The organism is Devosia sp. MC532, assembly GCF_016461625.1.
In the GTDB taxonomy this organism is placed as follows: Bacteria; Pseudomonadota; Alphaproteobacteria; order Rhizobiales; family Devosiaceae; genus Devosia.
In genome coordinates, this window is the sequence record NZ_JAEMNZ010000003.1 from 81,238 (window position 1) to 96,015 (window position 14,778).

The window sequence follows — 14,778 nt, forward strand, 5'->3', positions numbered from 1 at the left end:
GTGACCAAGCGTGTACGTACCGCTGTCTTTCCTGTTGCCGGACTTGGCACGCGTTTCCTGCCCGCCACTAAGGCCATGCCTAAGGAAATGCTGACGGTCGTTGACCGCCCCCTGATCCAATATGCCGTGGATGAGGCGCGAGAAGCTGGTATCGAGCATTTTGTGTTCGTGACCGGTCGCAACAAGGCTGTGATCGAAGACCATTTTGATCGTCAATTTGAACTTGAAGCCACACTTGAAAGCCGCGGCAAGAATGCGGCTTTGGAAGAGTTGCGCAAGGACCTGCCCTCTGCCGGTCGCACCAGCTTTACCCGCCAGCAAGAACCGCTCGGCCTTGGCCATGCGGTGTGGTGTGCGCGCGATATCGTTGGTGACCAGCCATTTGCGCTGCTGCTGCCCGATATGATTTTCCGCGCCAAGCCGGGCGTGTTGCGTCAGATGATGGACGCGTACGAAGAAACCGGCGGCAATGTCATCGGCGTTGAAGAATGCGCTTGGGACGATGTTTCGTCCTATGGCGTTGTTGTTCGAGGCGATGGCGATGACAAGGGTTTTGCGATCAGCGGAATGGTTGAAAAGCCAAAGCGCGAAGAAGCCCCGTCCAATCTCTTCATCTCCGGCCGTTATATTCTGCAGCCAGAAATCTTCTCGCTTTTGGCTGAACAGCCACGCGGTGCGGGTGGGGAAATCCAGCTCACCGACGCGATGCAGACCCTCATGGGCCAGCAGAAGTTCACCGGCGTAAAGTACGAAGGCAAGGTGTTCGACTGTGGCTCTAAGCTGGGCTTCCTTACGGCCAACGTCGTCTTCGCGCTCGACCGTGAAGACATCCGCGCTGGTTTCCTTGAGGAGCTGCGGGCGCTCGATCTGAGCGACAAGCTTTAAGCACTACCGCTTGAGCGTCACACCGACGCTCAGCTGATGACTATCAAATGTGCCCGTCGCGCTATTGGTGCGGTGGGCATAATTGTAATCGGCGCTAAGTTTTGTGCGCGTGTTGAGGCCATAATCGGCCCCGAGGCCCGCACTGCGGCGATCTTCAGTCTCGCCACTATTCTCAACGCGTGACTGTGCGAGCTCGCTACTGGTGCGCAACGCCAGTGCGCTGGTGACCTGATAGCTGGCCGACAGCTTTGCGCTATCAATCACGCGCACAGAACCGGCACTATCCGCCCCTGTCGGCTCGATATTGCGCGCCAAAAGGCCAGTAACGCTCAGGGTTGGATCAGGCTTCCAAGTCACGCCAGCTTCATAGAGACGGGCCGTCACTTCCGGCTGCGTCGCCGCGGTGAATATGTATTGGCCAATGCCAACGGCGGCATGGGCGGTAATCCGCTCTTGCCAGCTCCCGCTCACGCCCATTTTGACGCTGCGCGTGTAGGCATCCGCGAACTCGCCGGAGCTTTTCCCTGCCTGGTCAAACCAATGGCGGCCGAGCTGGCCTTCGCCAAAGACTTCAACAATTGGGGTGATCTGATAGCCGAGGCGCAGCGTGCCCTCCGCGCTCCATCGGTTCTGATCGGAATTATCGGTTGTGCCCGTGTCGCGCCTCTCGGTCGCCCCATAGGCAACGCGCTCTATCTGGCCATTGAGCCTGAGATTGAACTGACCAAAGCGATGAGCCATGCCAGCATCAATATGGCCGGTGGTGATATCTGCGGGTCGAATAATTTGAGGATCAAAGCCGGGTGTGCCGAGCAATTCACGATCGAATTTTAGGCCGGCCTGGCCCTGCACCCGCGTGTTTTCGTTCAACGGCGAACCAGCCGTAACCGAAAGTGCCGCGGTGGTTGGGGTGATCTGCGGGTCACTGCCGCGCGCCAATTCGACATGGGCATTGATATGAGTATCAACCAAATTGCCCAGGCTGCGCAAATCGAGCTCTGGGCGCAGGTGGGCGCTAAAACTATTGCCATCGCTGGAGGAGATCTGCGTGCCCCTTAGACCGAGTGACCAGTCTATCTCAAAGGGGCGCTCACCCTCATCTGTCGGGACAAAGCTTGTAGGCGCAGCCGGGTAAAGCCCCGGCTGTAGGCGGTCGTCACCAATGGGGTCGGCAAGCACTGACCCCGCGCACAGGCACGGTGCCAATGCGACCAGTGTCAAATTCAGCTTCTTTACCAACAAAACGCATGGCTCCGCCGTCAGGCAGGGCGTCTCTTCGACCGCGCCGAGAAATCCCTGCCATGCCCCTTACGAACCCTTACACGTCATGGTTAAATACTGGTTGAGACGGGCCTAAAACGCTTCCACTCTGAGGATATTACCGTCGGCTCCAACCACGCGCACCTTGCTCCCGGTGGTCAAGTCAGGCCCAGAGACACGCCAAACCGTATCGCCGATATGCATTCGGCCCAAGCCGCTGATGATCGGTTCAGAGAGGAGCCCTGTTTGCCCGATCAACTGGTCAGTCCGTTGATTGAGCAGTGGTTTGTCGCTGTGTGCCTGCCGACGCTTTGCACTCTTGGTCCAGATGAAAATCGCGCTCAAAGAGAGGGCCGCGAATGCCAGCCATTGGAGGGGCCAACTGACCGCAACCACCAGCGTCAGCGCCCCGATGACAAGGGCGGAGACACCGAACCAAATGAGGAAGCCGCCCGGCACTGCCAACTCAAGGCCGAGCAAAACAAGGCCAAAAACCATCCAGCTCCATGGTCCAAAGCTAGCGATAAGAGCAACAAGGTTCATGTCTTAACCCGCGTTTGGAGGACGACCAGTGCCGCGGGGCTGGGACGAACCCGAGCCAAAGGCTTCGCGGGCGATTTCGGCAATGCCGCCGATTGAGCCGATCACACTGGCGGCTTCCACGGGCAGCATCAGAACCTTTTGGTTTGGCGAGGTGGCGATGCCCTCGAGGGCCTTGATGTAATTATTGGCGACAAAATAATTGATCGCCTGCACGTCACCCGAAGCAATGGCCGCCGACACCAGCTGGGTCGCGCGCGCTTCGGCTTCCGCCGCGCGTTCACGCGCTTCAGCGTCACGGAAGGCAGCCTCTTTGCGGCCCTCCGCTTCGAGCACTTGCGCCTGCTTTTCGCCTTCCGCCTTGAGAATGGCAGCTTGGCGACGGCCCTCGGCTTCCAAAATTGTCGCGCGCTTTTCGCGCTCCGCTTTCATTTGGCGGCCCATCGATTCCACAAGATCCTTGGGTGGATCAATGTCTTTGATTTCGATGCGGGTAATTTTAACGCCCCAAGGCGACACAGCGGTGTCCACCACCCGCAACACGCGGTCATTGATCTCATCGCGATGGCTGAGAAGTTCGTCGAGATCCATGGAGCCCATAACGGATCGGATGTTGGTCATGGTCAGATTGAGGATGGCATTTTCCAAGTTCGACACTTCGTAAGCAGCTGCTGCAGCATCGAGAATTTGGTAAAATGTGACGCCGTTTGCCGTCACCGTGGCGTTGTCGCGTGTGATCACCTCTTGATGCGGAACGTCCAGGACTTGTTCCATAACATTGAGCTTTTTGCCGATGACATCGATAAAGGGCACGATCAAGTTAAGGCCGGGCTTCAGTGTGCGAATGTAGCGGCCAAATCGCTCAATGGTGTAGTGATACCCCTGAGGTACGGTCTTGGCGCCAGCAAACAAGACAATGATCAGCAGTATCGCAAGTGCGATTAGAACTGTGTTCAAACCGCCTAGGCCCAATTCATCCAAAAATCCCATCGCCGCGCTCCCATAACAAAAGTGCTGCCACGTTACCGCAGCAGCACTCTATTGGGGATAGGCTATTCGCTAAGATTTACCGAGCCGGGCTATTTGGCGTAGCCGCAGCGGCCAGTCTGCTGCAGCGCTGGTATGGCGCGTGGATCACAGCCGGTCGACAGGAAGGTCATCCATTCGTTCTGTGAACCATAGAAGACGTTGCGATCCACCTCGCCCCGCACACCGGCCACAAGACCAGTCTGGGTATACTGCCAGAAGGTCCAAGGACGGTTCTTATAGCGCTCATGCGGCTCGGCAGCGGTGGAGCGCAGCCAGAAGCTATTGGGGAAGTACTCGCCTTCGAGAATGTCGCGGTGGAAGTTCATGTCGGTGTAGATGATTGGCAGCTTACCGCTGTGGCGCTCCATCACATCCAGCATCAGACGAATTTTTTCCAAGGCATCGGCCTTGCTCGGCTTGGTCTTGCAGCTCGAGTGATTGTTCCATTCGAGGTCCAGTACCGGCGGCAGTGCCGATGGGTCGGCTGGCACATTGGCGACGAACCAAGCGGCCTGCTCGGAGGCCAGCGAACACCATGTCATAAAGTGATAGGCGCCGCGTGGCATGCCGGCCTGAGCGGCGCGCTGCCAGTTCACGCGGAAGTCTGGGTCAAGATAGTCCTTGCCCTCGGTTGCTTTCATGAAAACGAACTGAATGCCAGCACCACGAGCGCGGGGGAAATCGACGTTTTCCTGATAGCGCGCGACGTCAATGCCCTGCACCGGCATCGAGCGGGCTCGATCAACGGCCTTATGCGGACGGTTGTCGCCGGGAATTGCTCCATAGAGCCCACCGCCAGTAGCACAAGCAGCCAATGCAACGCCGACTAGGGCGAAGACAGCGCCTTTCGCAAGGGTGGAGAGGCGAGGAGATTTCAAAACCGGTTTCATGAATGAAGGCACACGCTACGCACAACTTAAGCTGGCCTTTGTTTCAACATTTCTGGGTTAATGGAGTTTTAGGGTAACCAATATGGCAGTTCGCATGGTTAATAGACCATATTGCGTTCTCTTTGCGTTCTGTTAGCCTGCCTTTGGCTAGGGGGACATACCTATGGTGACACGCGTTGGCACCGTGGCGTTTCAGGGGATCGAAGCTGTTCCGATTGAGGTTCAGGTTCAGATAGCGCCGGGTTTACACCGTATTTACATGGTCGGGCTGCCGGATAAGGCGGTCAAAGAAGCCAGCGAGCGTGTCCGCGCGGCGCTCGTCGCCTCGGGGTTGGGTCTGCCCGCCAAGCGCATTACGGTCAATCTCGCCCCAGCTGATCTTCCCAAAGAGGGCAGTCATTACGACTTGCCGATCGCGCTGGCGATGATGGCCGCTATGGGCGCCATCCCCAGCGATGCGCTTGATGGCTATCTGGTCCTGGGGGAACTGGGGCTTGATGGCCGCATCGCTCATGTCAGTGGCATCTTGCCCGCCGCACTTGCCGCCAGTGAAAAGGGCATGGGCGTTATTTGCCCCGCCGCCTCTGGTCCTGAAGCGGCCTGGGCGGGCGAAGACATTGATATTATTGCTGCCGATAGCCTCCTCGCGGTAGCCAATCACCTCGTTGGCCACCAATTGCAAGCTCGGCCCAAGCCTGCCCGACAACCGGATGAGCGCAGTAATTTGCCCGATCTCAGCGATGTACGGGGACAAGCTGTCGCTCGTCGTGCCCTCGAAGTGGCCGCGGCCGGAGGGCATAATCTCCTATTCGTTGGCCCGCCCGGTGCGGGAAAATCCATGCTGGCGGCCCGCCTACCCTCTATTTTGCCGCCCCTTAGTCCGCGGGAATTATTGGATATTTCCATGATCCAATCCATTTCCGGCGAGTTGGTGGGCGGCGTCCTCTCCGATAGACGTCCCTTCCGCGCTCCGCACCACTCTGCCTCAATGGCAGCACTTGTTGGCGGCGGCTTGCGCGTCAAACCCGGCGAGGTCAGCCTTGCCCATAATGGCGTGCTCTTTTTGGATGAATTGCCCGAATTTGCGCCCAATGTTTTGGACAGTCTGCGCCAGCCTCTGGAGAGCGGCGAAACAGTCATCGCCCGGGCCAATGCCCGCGTCACCTACCCCAGTCGCTTCCAACTCATTGCGGCTATGAACCCCTGTAAATGCGGTTACGCCGGCACGCCGGGTCACATTTGTAAGCGTGGCCCGGCCTGTGCCGGTGACTATCAAGCCCGTATCTCCGGCCCTTTTCTGGATCGCATTGATATCCGCATTGATGTGCCAAGCGTATCGGCCGCCGAGATGATCGGTGCCGTCGGGGAGGCCGAGTCTTCGGCAGTTGTGGCTGGCCGTGTGGCACGGGCAAGAGAGTTTCAGCGCCAGCGCTATGACGCCGCTGGACACCCTGAAGTTCTCACCAATGCGTCAGCCACCTCAACGCTGATCGAGCGACTTGTTGAGCCTGATCGGGAAAGTCAGAACTTGCTGCTGCAAGCGGCAGACCGGTTCAATCTTTCGGCTCGCGCCTATCATCGCGTTCTCAAGGTCGCGCGGACCTTGGCTGACTTGGCTAGTTCTGAAAAAGTCTCTCGTCCGCATATAGCCGAAGCGCTGAGCTATCGATTGAGCTTTGAAACACGTTAGCGTTTGGGCCGATACAAAGCAGTTGTTTAAGCTTTGGCCTTACCACTTGAGGACCGGCAATAAGGACGAATTGAATGGCGAAAAGGCACACGAGCAAGTTTCGCTATTTCTGCGTCGCAGCGCTGCTCTTGGCGCTCTGCTTTGGCCTTGTGACGTTCCGCCTGCCCTTCTGGGTCGCCGCGCTGTATTTCGGCATGGGGCTCGTTAGTCTGGTGCTTTATGCCATCGACAAATCATCTGCGCGCGGGGGGCGTAGACGTATCCGGGAGCTGCATCTGCTGTTTGCTGACACAGCGTTTGGTATTCTGGGCGGGCTACTCGGGCAGCAATTGTTTCGGCACAAAACGCAAAAGCAGCTTTTTGTGGTGTCGGCGCTCGCACTTACCGCGTTCCATTTACTGGTTATTTTCGCTGTCATTGAGATGACACCAGGGCCGGTGCGCTCGCTCAACTAGTGCCGTGTTTCACGTGAATCCAAAATTCCAAATCCGTGATTCACGTGGAACATCAGGTGTTCCCTTCGGTGTACTTCTCATCGTGCTCCCACGAGGCGCGCCATTCCTTTTCGAGCTGACCCCGTCGCTTGCCGTAGCGTTCTTCGGTGAGCTGAAGGCTGACAATGCGATCCGTGCGGAAGTTTCGGAAGGCGTTGCGTAGCAGGCACCACGCTGCAATGGTTTGTTTTCCTTCGTAAAACGCGAGCCCGACAGGCCAGATCGTCCTTGAACTCGCGCGCGCCTGCTCATCTTGGTAGTCGATGATGACAGCGCGCTCCTGCCGCATAGCTTGGCGTATATCGCCGAGCACTGGGACTGGCTTTCTCTGGCCCCAAATGGCGACGGGCCAAAGAGCGGTGTCGCTGATCCGATCGCGCAAATCATCCGGCGACGCGGTCGCAATTTTGGCCAAGGCATTGCGCGCGGCTGCACCCAAGCCATCATCGGGCTGCGCCTCGACCCAGCGTGCGCCGAGGACGAGTGCCTCTAGCTCTTCGGGGGTGAACATGAGCGGTGGGAGGAAAAATCCGGGTTTCAGCATGTAGCCAATTCCCGCTTCGCCATCGATTGGGGCGCCCAGCCCAATAAGGGTTTGGATGTCGCGATAAAGCGTGCGCACAGAGACTTTTTGTTCCTGCGCCAAAGCGGCGGCAGTGACCGGCATACGGTGACGCCGCAAGGCGTCCATGATCGAGAAAAGTCGCTCGGTCTTATCCATAGAGGCGTTCCCATATTCCGCTCCTGAGCAGTGTGGCTCAGGAGCGTAACGAAGGGAACGCTCAAATCTTGTCAGCAGAGCACTGCGTTAGGAAATTTCGATTTCGCACCAGTGGCTGTACGGCTTGTCCGGACCGCAAATGATATTGGGGAAATGCGGGTTGTGCAGCGCGTCGGCTGGGCACTGGTCTTCTAGGCAGAAGCCAGAGTGCTTGCCGTAGATCTTGCCTTCAAGGCCCGGCATTTTCATATCGGTCCATACCGCATTGTAGAACTGCACGCCCGGACGATCCGACCACAATTTGAGGGTGAGGTCCTTGTCTGGCGAAACAACGGTTGCGAGCGGTTCGGAGAATTTTCTACCGTTATCAAGCACCAGCCCCATATCGTAATCGACCCCAGCGCCGTTTTCGTCGCGCATGGTGCGCGGCTTACGGAGATCGTAAATCGTGCCGCGCGAGGGGAGAATGGCACCGGTTGGCGCCAGATCATCACCCAGGATCGTATAGGCGCTAGAGTTGATCTGAACGGTGTGGTCGAGGACCGTGTCGGTCGTGCCAAGATTGAAATACTGGTGCTGCACGAGGCTGATCGGTGTGTTGCGGTCCGTGGTGGCGCGAAGCTCCAACCGCAGGCGGTTTCCGATCAAAGTATAGGTCGCATAAAAATTCACATTGCCCGGATAGCCCATGGCTCCATCGGGCGAGAAATGGCTGAAGCGAACCGAGTTGTTCGACGAATCAACTTGGCCCTGCCAGACCTGATGGCCCAAGCCATCGGTGCCGCCATGCAGCTGTAGTTTGCCAACATTGGCTGCGAGTTGATAGGTCGTGCCATCGAGCTCGAAACTGGCGTCTTTAATCCGGTTGGCGACGCGTCCCGCGATCGCGCCGAAATGGGCGCCATGGTCCAGATAGGCCTCAAGATTATCGAATCCGAGAACGACGCTTCGCTCGCCCCCATTGACTGGAACGCGCCAATCGCGGACAGAAACGCCATAGCCGATAATATCGACAGAGACGCCGGTATCGCTGGTCAGGCGAAACTGGTCGACCCTCTGGCCGCCGATTTCGCCGAATTGTGAGACGGTTACGCCCATAATGTCCTCCACTTTGGCACAAGGGTCTAGCTTTATTGTCTCTTCACCGCAACGGGACACTTGACCTTTGCTAGGCGCGCAACAACTCTGCAAAAGCAGACGCAAGTGTGGGGAAGCAGTTTGTCAGAGGAAAGCTTGAAACGTCGAGCAACTGTACATGACGTTGCTCGAGCAGCTGGTGTCTCTCTAGCGACTGTCGACAGGGTGCTCAATGGCCGCCCCGGGGTGCGCGCGGCAACAGCCACGAAGGTCGAAGACGCTATTGCTGAAATTGGATTCACGCGCGATCTCAACGCATCGCTAATGGCCCGAGCGCGCGATCTGCACCTCGTTTTCTTCATCCCTGAAAGCACCAATGAGTTTATGGAGAGCCTTGCCGATGCTGTGTCGCGGCGTGTTCTCTCTGCCCAATCGGACAGAATTCATCTCGAGTTGGTGCGTATAAAAGCTTTTGACGCGGTTGGTTTGGCGGAGCGCTTGGATAGGCTCGATCCCAAAACCACCGATTACGCCATTGTCGTTTCGGGCGATGAACCTGAGGTGATCGCGGCAATAGATGGCGCTCATCGTCGAAGCATTAGCGTCATTACACTGGTTTCTGATCTACCCCTGTCGGCGCGACGGAATTTCATCGGCGTCGATAATGTTGCGGCTGGACGCACGGCAGCTTCGCTCATGGGGCGCTTCCTTCCTCAAGGCGGCAAGGTTGGGGTTATGGCGGGCTCTCTCCACCTGCGCGATCACCTGGATCGTCTCGAAGGGTTTCGGAGTGTGATCGCCTCAGAGTTTCCGCAAATCGAACTTATTGGCCCCAAAGAGGGCCATGATGAGCGCAGCTTGACGCAAGCCTATGTCGCAGAACTTATCAAAGAAAATGAAGGACTTGCCGGCATTTATAATTTGGGTGCAGGCAATGCTGGTCTTGTTGCTGCGCTAGAGGCATCTGGGCGCGGTGGCGATATCAAAGTGATCACACACGAATTGACCGGGCCAACACGTTTGGGGCTTATGGGAGGAACTATCGATGTGGTTCTGGATCAGAACCCTGATGGTGAGATTCGTGAAGTTATTGCCGCTGCGCGCAGCCTAACCTTGTCGGGTGCTCGACCTGTACAGAGCGAGTCTATTGAATTAGCGATTTTCCTTCGCGATAATTTGCGCTAGATAGCGCTATCGATGTCATCGGTGCGCTCCAGAAAAGGAGCTTGGGGAGTTGGGATGTTTTTGTTGATTGCTTCTGAGGTACGTGCCTCATGACCTTTCTTGGCATTGATATCGGCACTTCCGGCGTAAAAGCGCTGTTGATCGACGCTTCCGGGAAAGCGCTGGGCGAAGCGACGGCTGCGGCCGTGGAGCCGACCCGTCCCCATCCCGGTTGGTCGGAACAAAACCCTCAGGATTGGTGGGCGGCAACGCTTGCCGCGATCGACAAGCTGCATCAGTCACACCCGCAGGCTTTGGCGGCGGTGAAGGGCATCGGCCTTTCCGGGCATATGCACGGCGCCACCTTGCTGGGCGCCAATGATGAGGTTCTACGGCCCTGCATCTTGTGGAACGACGGACGTTCGGCCGCTGAATGCGCGGAAATGGAAGCGGCCCTGCCCAGTCTGCGCGATATTGCTGGCAATATCGCCATGGCGGGCTTTACTGCGCCTAAGATGGCTTGGGTCCGCAAGCATGAGCCAGAGATCTTCAAAAAGCTCAAAAAGGTTCTTTTGCCCAAGGCCTATGTGCGCTTGCTGCTGACCGGCGAGCATGTCGAGGACATGTCCGATGCCGCTGGAACGCTCTGGCTCGACGTCGCAAAACGCGATTGGTCTGATGAACTGCTCGCTGTGACAGGTCTCACGCGCGAACACATGCCGCGTCTGGTGGAAGGCTCACAAAGCTCGGGTCAGCTTAAGGCGGACTATGCCGCGCGTTGGGGCATGACGGGTCCGGTCATCGTCGCTGGTGGCGCAGGCGACAATGCTGCTGCCGCTTGCGGGATCGGCGCTATTCGTCCCGGCGAAGGTTTTGTCTCGCTGGGTACTTCGGGCGTGTTGTTTGTCTCGAACGCCAAGTTCAGCCCGAACACCAATGGGGCCGTACACGCGTTTTGCCACGCGATACCAAATACTTGGCATCAGATGGGCGTCGTCCTTTCGGCGACCGACTCGCTCAATTGGCTCGCCCGCATCACCGGCAAAAAACAGGCGGCGCTGGCTGGCGAAGCGGAGGCACAGTTCAACGGTCCGGGCGGAGAAATCTTCCTGCCTTACCTCTCCGGCGAACGGACGCCGCACAATGCGCCTAAGGCGCGAGGCTCGTTTGTTGGCCTCAGCCAATCGAGCGATACAGCGCAAATGGCGCAAGCCGTCATGGAAGGCGTCGCTTTCGCCATGCGCGATAGTCAGCGCGTTTTGGCTGATGCGGGCACAAACATCTCGCGGCTGTTGGCCGTGGGCGGCGGCACCAGATCCGCGCTTTGGCTCAAATTACTCGCCACCAATCTCAACATGGAAATCGGCCTGCCCGCCGACGGTGATTTCGGCGGGGCACTGGGCGCGGCCCGGCTCGGGCTCTGTGCTGCCACCGGCGCTTCGCCTGCTGAGGTGATGACCATGCCGCCCGTCAAAACAGTTATCGCACCCGACACAAAGCTGTCGGCTGCTTATTCCGAACAATACGAGCGCTACCGCGCCCTATTCCCGGCTATTGAGGAGATACGCCAGTGACCGACTTTTTCCAGGGTCTGAGCCAAGTTAAATTCGAAGGTCCAGAGAGCAAGAACCCGCTCGCTTACCGTCATTACAATAAGGACGAGCTTGTTGCTGGCAAGCGGATGGAAGATCACATCCGCCCGGCCATCGCCTATTGGCACACGTTCGCGCAGGAAGGCGGCGACCCCTTTGGCGGCCGTACTTTTGATCGTCCTTGGTTCGATAAGGGCCTCGAAGGCGCAAAGCTCAAGACCGAAGTTGCCTTCGAGTTCTTTAATCTCATCGATGTGCCCTTTTTTGCCTTCCACGACGTTGATGTGGCACCAGAAGGCGCAACTCTAGCCGAGAGCAACAAGAACCTGCGCATTATCGGCGATCTCATTGCCAACAAGATGCAGAGCTCGGGCAAGAAGCTCCTCTGGGGCACGGCCAATCTCTTCTCTAACCGTCGCTATATGGCGGGCGCTGCGACCAATCCAGATCCAGAAATTTTCGCCTATGCCGCCGGTCAGGTGAAGGCCGTTCTCGAGCTAACCCATGAATTGGGTGGCGAGAACTATGTGCTTTGGGGCGGCCGCGAAGGCTACGAAACCCTGCTCAACACCAAGATCGGCCAGGAACAGGACCAAATGGCCCGCTTCCTGACGCTGGTTATCGAGCATGCCGAAAAGATCGGCTTTACCGGTCAGATCCTCATCGAACCCAAGCCACAAGAACCGTCCAAGCACCAGTACGACTTTGACGTCGCAACGGTGTTCGGCTTCCTCCAGAAATATGGCCTCGACAAGAAGGTGAAGTGCAACATCGAAGTTGGCCACGCTTTCCTCGCCGGTCACTCCTTCGAGCATGAATTGGCTGTGGCCTCCTCGCTGGGCCAGCTTGGCTCGGTCGACGCCAACCGTAATGATTTGCAGTCTGGCTGGGATACCGACCACTTCCCGAACAATGCCGGGGAAATGGCCCTCGCCTTCTACTACATTCTCAAGCAGGGCGGTCTCGGCAAGGGCGGCTTCAATTTCGACGCCAAAGTACGCCGCCAGTCGCTCGACCCGGCAGATTTGTTGCACGGTCATATTCTGGGTCTGGACACCTTGGCTCGTGGTCTCAAGGGCGCAGCTGCCCTGATCGCAGATGGCGAATTCGATAAGCTTCTCGATGGCCGCTATGCCGGTTGGGACAATGGGTTGGGCAAGGATATTCTGACTGGAAAGCTGTCGCTGGCTGACATTGCCGGCAAGGTTGACGCACAAGGCATTAATCCACAGCCGCGCTCTGGCCGCCAAGAATATCTCGAAAATCTGGTCAATCGGTTCGTCTGATGATCCGAGCGATCGAACAGAGCGACCATAGGGTGTGGACCCAATTGTGGACTGCCTATTTGCAGTTCTACGAAACGGTTCTGCCGCAAGAGGTTTTTGCCTCGACGTGGTCGCGCCTGCTCGATCCTAACGAGCCAACCTGGGGCGCGCTCGCGCTCCAGGACGGTCAGCCTATTGGCCTCGTTCACTGGCTATATCATCGCACCAATTGGGCGGTCGCCGACAATTGCTATTTGCAGGATTTGTACGTCATGCCCGAAGGGCGTGGGGGCGGCCACGGTCGCGCACTGATCGAACATGTCGCGACAATTGCGCGGGCCAGACCCTGCGCGCAGCTCTATTGGACCACTCACAAAACCAATACGACCGCTATGCAGCTCTATGATCGACTGGCCAGCCAAACCGGCTTCGTCCCATATCGCATGACGCTGTCGGTCTAGGATTTCTAGATGCCACAGATCACCAATCCCATTCTTCCCGGTTTTAATCCGGACCCGTCGATCCTTCGCGTCGGCGACGACTACTATATTGCCACGTCCACGTTTGAATGGTTCCCCGGCGTGCAGATCCACCACTCAAAGGATCTGGCCAATTGGGAGCTGGTGACGCGTCCGCTGACCCGCAAGGCCCAGCTCGATATGCGTGGCGACCCAGATAGCTGTGGCGTGTGGGCGCCATGCCTGAGCCATGATGGCGAGCGTTTTTGGCTGGTTTATACCGATGTGAAGCGCAAAGACGGCTCGTTCAAGGACGCCCATAACTACATCGTCTGGGCGGACAATATAGAAGGTCCGTGGTCAGACCCGGTCTATACCAATTCCTCGGGCTTTGACCCCTCGCTGTTCCATGACGACGATGGCCGGAAGTGGTTCGTCAACATGGCCTGGGACCATCGCGTCCGCCCGCTGCTTTTTGCGGGCATCATGCTGCAAGAGTTTGATCCGGTGGCCGGAAAGCTCGTTGGCCCGATCACCAATATCTATCAGGGCACTGACCTTAAACTGGTCGAAGGCCCGCATCTTTATAAGCGCAACGGCTGGTATTATCTGCTCACTGCGGAAGGCGGCACGGCCTATGACCATGCCTGCACTTTTGCGCGCTCGCGCACGCTGGATGGGCAATATGAAACCCATCCCGACAAGCATATTCTGACCTCAAAAGACTCGCCCTTTGCCGCCATCCAGCGCGCGGGTCATGGCGATCTAGTAGATACGCCTGACGGCAAAACCTATCTTGTTCACCTCGGCGGTCGCCCGACCACGCAAGAACGCCGCTGCGTTCTCGGCCGCGAAACCTCAATTCAGGAATGCTATTGGGGCGAGGACGACTGGCTCTATGTTAAGAACGGGCCGGTCCCCTCGCTTGAGGCGGACGTGCCGGGCACGCGCGACGAGGACAAATATTGGGCGGAGCAGCGCTATAGCTTTGAAAATGGTCTGCACAAGGATTTCCAGTGGCTCCGCACGCCGGAAACCGAGCGCATTTTCACAACTGAAAACGGCAAGTTGCGTCTGTTTGGTCGCGAGTCGATTGGCTCGTGGTTTGAGCAATCATTGGTCGCCCGCCGCCAGACGCATTTTTCCTATGACGCGGAAACGCTCGTCGATTTTGTCGCCACGGACGAACGCACCATGGCCGGGTTGACGGCCTATTACAGCCGCTACAATTTCTTCTATCTCGCCGTGACCGCCCATTCGGATGGTCAGCGCGAACTGCTGCTGATGACTTCGGAAATGAGCTGGCCAGACGGAAAGCTCAAATTCCCGGCGCCCCCTGTGCAAATCCCCAATAGCGGCAAGGTCCGGCTCAAGCTCACCGTTCGCAATCGTGACCTGCAGTTTTACTACGCGCTTGAGGGCCAAGAATTGCAGGCGATTGGGCCGGTGTTCGACGCGTCCTTGCTGTCCGATGAATGTGGTGGTCACCAGGCACACGGCAGTTTCACTGGGGCCTTCGTCGGCGTTGCCGCTCACGACTTGAACGGCACGGCCTCGCCAGCGGACTTCGACTACTTCACCTACACGCCGCAGCACGGGTCTTTGGATCGTTATGAGCTCGATGCGGTAAGTTAAGCGCTTTATTTCTCTCGAACAGGGCGCGGAGGAGAACGACTTGTCTCTTTCGCGCCTTGTTATTTTTTTGGTGTTGTC

Annotated in this window: 14 protein-coding genes; 8 read left to right on the forward strand and 6 right to left on the reverse strand. The window is 57.6% G+C overall.

Going from position 1 to position 14,778, the window contains the following annotated elements:
• Nucleotides 1-885: a UTP--glucose-1-phosphate uridylyltransferase GalU gene (galU, locus tag JHC09_RS04995; RefSeq protein WP_169194408.1), complete on the forward strand. Its 885-nt coding sequence runs from the start codon at nt 1-3 to the stop codon at nt 883-885.
• Between the two features lie 3 nt (nt 886-888).
• Here the strand turns inward: galU and JHC09_RS05000 are convergent, their stop codons facing one another.
• The 4 genes from JHC09_RS05000 to JHC09_RS05015 form a co-directional block, all read right to left on the reverse strand.
• The gene (locus JHC09_RS05000) at nt 889-2,106 is read right to left on the reverse strand and encodes an outer membrane beta-barrel protein (protein WP_199531069.1); all 1,218 of its coding nucleotides are present in this window, start codon (nt 2,104-2,106) and stop codon (nt 889-891) included.
• 132 nt (nt 2,107-2,238) lie between these two features.
• Entirely contained in the window at nt 2,239-2,688 is a 450-nt protein-coding gene (locus JHC09_RS05005) for an NfeD family protein (RefSeq protein WP_199531070.1), read from the reverse strand.
• Nucleotides 2,689-2,691: 3 nt separating this feature from the next.
• Entirely contained in the window at nt 2,692-3,675 is a 984-nt protein-coding gene (locus JHC09_RS05010) for an SPFH domain-containing protein (protein ID WP_199531071.1), read from the reverse strand.
• A gap of 89 nt (nt 3,676-3,764) precedes the next feature.
• Complete coding sequence (locus tag JHC09_RS05015; RefSeq protein ID WP_248305894.1) at nt 3,765-4,592, reverse strand: glycoside hydrolase family 25 protein; 828 nt, start codon at nt 4,590-4,592, stop codon at nt 3,765-3,767.
• 175 nt (nt 4,593-4,767) lie between these two features.
• Between JHC09_RS05015 and JHC09_RS05020 the strand changes: the two genes are divergently transcribed.
• Both JHC09_RS05020 and JHC09_RS05025 read left to right on the forward strand, forming a co-directional pair.
• Nucleotides 4,768-6,294 (forward strand): YifB family Mg chelatase-like AAA ATPase, encoded by a 1,527-nt coding sequence (locus tag JHC09_RS05020; RefSeq protein WP_199531072.1) that lies wholly within the window; start codon nt 4,768-4,770, stop codon nt 6,292-6,294.
• Between the two features lie 74 nt (nt 6,295-6,368).
• Nucleotides 6,369-6,749, forward strand: coding sequence for a DUF1294 domain-containing protein (locus JHC09_RS05025; protein WP_199531073.1), 381 nt, complete (start codon nt 6,369-6,371; stop codon nt 6,747-6,749).
• A gap of 52 nt (nt 6,750-6,801) precedes the next feature.
• On the opposite strand, the gene JHC09_RS05030 is transcribed toward JHC09_RS05025, so the two are convergent.
• The gene (locus JHC09_RS05030) at nt 6,802-7,509 is read right to left on the reverse strand and encodes a YafY family protein (RefSeq protein WP_199531074.1); all 708 of its coding nucleotides are present in this window, start codon (nt 7,507-7,509) and stop codon (nt 6,802-6,804) included.
• Nucleotides 7,510-7,596: 87 nt separating this feature from the next.
• Nucleotides 7,597-8,607 (reverse strand): aldose epimerase family protein, encoded by a 1,011-nt coding sequence (locus tag JHC09_RS05035; RefSeq protein ID WP_199531075.1) that lies wholly within the window; start codon nt 8,605-8,607, stop codon nt 7,597-7,599.
• Between the two features lie 135 nt (nt 8,608-8,742).
• Between JHC09_RS05035 and JHC09_RS05040 the strand changes: the two genes are divergently transcribed.
• From JHC09_RS05040 to JHC09_RS05060, 5 genes are all read left to right on the forward strand, one after another.
• Nucleotides 8,743-9,771, forward strand: a complete 1,029-nt coding sequence (locus tag JHC09_RS05040; RefSeq protein ID WP_199531076.1) for a LacI family DNA-binding transcriptional regulator — start codon at nt 8,743-8,745, stop codon at nt 9,769-9,771.
• An 89-nt stretch (nt 9,772-9,860) separates the two neighbouring features.
• On the forward strand, nt 9,861-11,324 hold the full coding sequence (gene xylB / locus JHC09_RS05045) for a xylulokinase (protein ID WP_199531077.1): 1,464 nt from the start codon (nt 9,861-9,863) through the stop codon (nt 11,322-11,324).
• Nucleotides 11,321-12,628 (forward strand): xylose isomerase, encoded by a 1,308-nt coding sequence (xylA, locus tag JHC09_RS05050; RefSeq protein WP_199531078.1) that lies wholly within the window; start codon nt 11,321-11,323, stop codon nt 12,626-12,628. The genes xylB and xylA overlap by 4 nt, the downstream gene beginning before the upstream one ends.
• Nucleotides 12,628-13,068 (forward strand): GNAT family N-acetyltransferase, encoded by a 441-nt coding sequence (locus JHC09_RS05055; RefSeq protein ID WP_169194396.1) that lies wholly within the window; start codon nt 12,628-12,630, stop codon nt 13,066-13,068. The genes xylA and JHC09_RS05055 overlap by 1 nt, the downstream gene beginning before the upstream one ends.
• A 9-nt stretch (nt 13,069-13,077) precedes the next feature.
• Nucleotides 13,078-14,700 carry a glycoside hydrolase family 43 protein gene (locus tag JHC09_RS05060; protein ID WP_199531079.1) on the forward strand — a complete coding sequence of 541 codons (1,623 nt, stop codon included), beginning with the start codon at nt 13,078-13,080 and terminating at the stop codon, nt 14,698-14,700.
• Nucleotides 14,701-14,778: the final 78 nt, after the last annotated feature.

Excerpts from the sequence above, each read along its gene's own strand:
- JHC09_RS05030 (WP_199531074.1), bottom strand. The coding sequence starts at position 7,509 with ATGGATAAGACCGAGCGACTTTTCTCGATCATGGACGCCTTGCGGCGT.
- xylB (WP_199531077.1), top strand. The coding sequence starts at position 9,861 with ATGACCTTTCTTGGCATTGATATCGGCACTTCCGGCGTAAAAGCGCTG.
- JHC09_RS05025 (WP_199531073.1), top strand. The coding sequence starts at position 6,369 with ATGGCGAAAAGGCACACGAGCAAGTTTCGCTATTTCTGCGTCGCAGCG.
- JHC09_RS05060 (WP_199531079.1), top strand. The coding sequence starts at position 13,078 with ATGCCACAGATCACCAATCCCATTCTTCCCGGTTTTAATCCGGACCCG.
- JHC09_RS05010 (WP_199531071.1), bottom strand. The coding sequence starts at position 3,675 with ATGGGATTTTTGGATGAATTGGGCCTAGGCGGTTTGAACACAGTTCTA.
- JHC09_RS05055 (WP_169194396.1), top strand. The coding sequence starts at position 12,628 with ATGATCCGAGCGATCGAACAGAGCGACCATAGGGTGTGGACCCAATTG.
- JHC09_RS05005 (WP_199531070.1), bottom strand. The coding sequence starts at position 2,688 with ATGAACCTTGTTGCTCTTATCGCTAGCTTTGGACCATGGAGCTGGATG.
- JHC09_RS05020 (WP_199531072.1), top strand. The coding sequence starts at position 4,768 with ATGGTGACACGCGTTGGCACCGTGGCGTTTCAGGGGATCGAAGCTGTT.
- JHC09_RS05035 (WP_199531075.1), bottom strand. The coding sequence starts at position 8,607 with ATGGGCGTAACCGTCTCACAATTCGGCGAAATCGGCGGCCAGAGGGTC.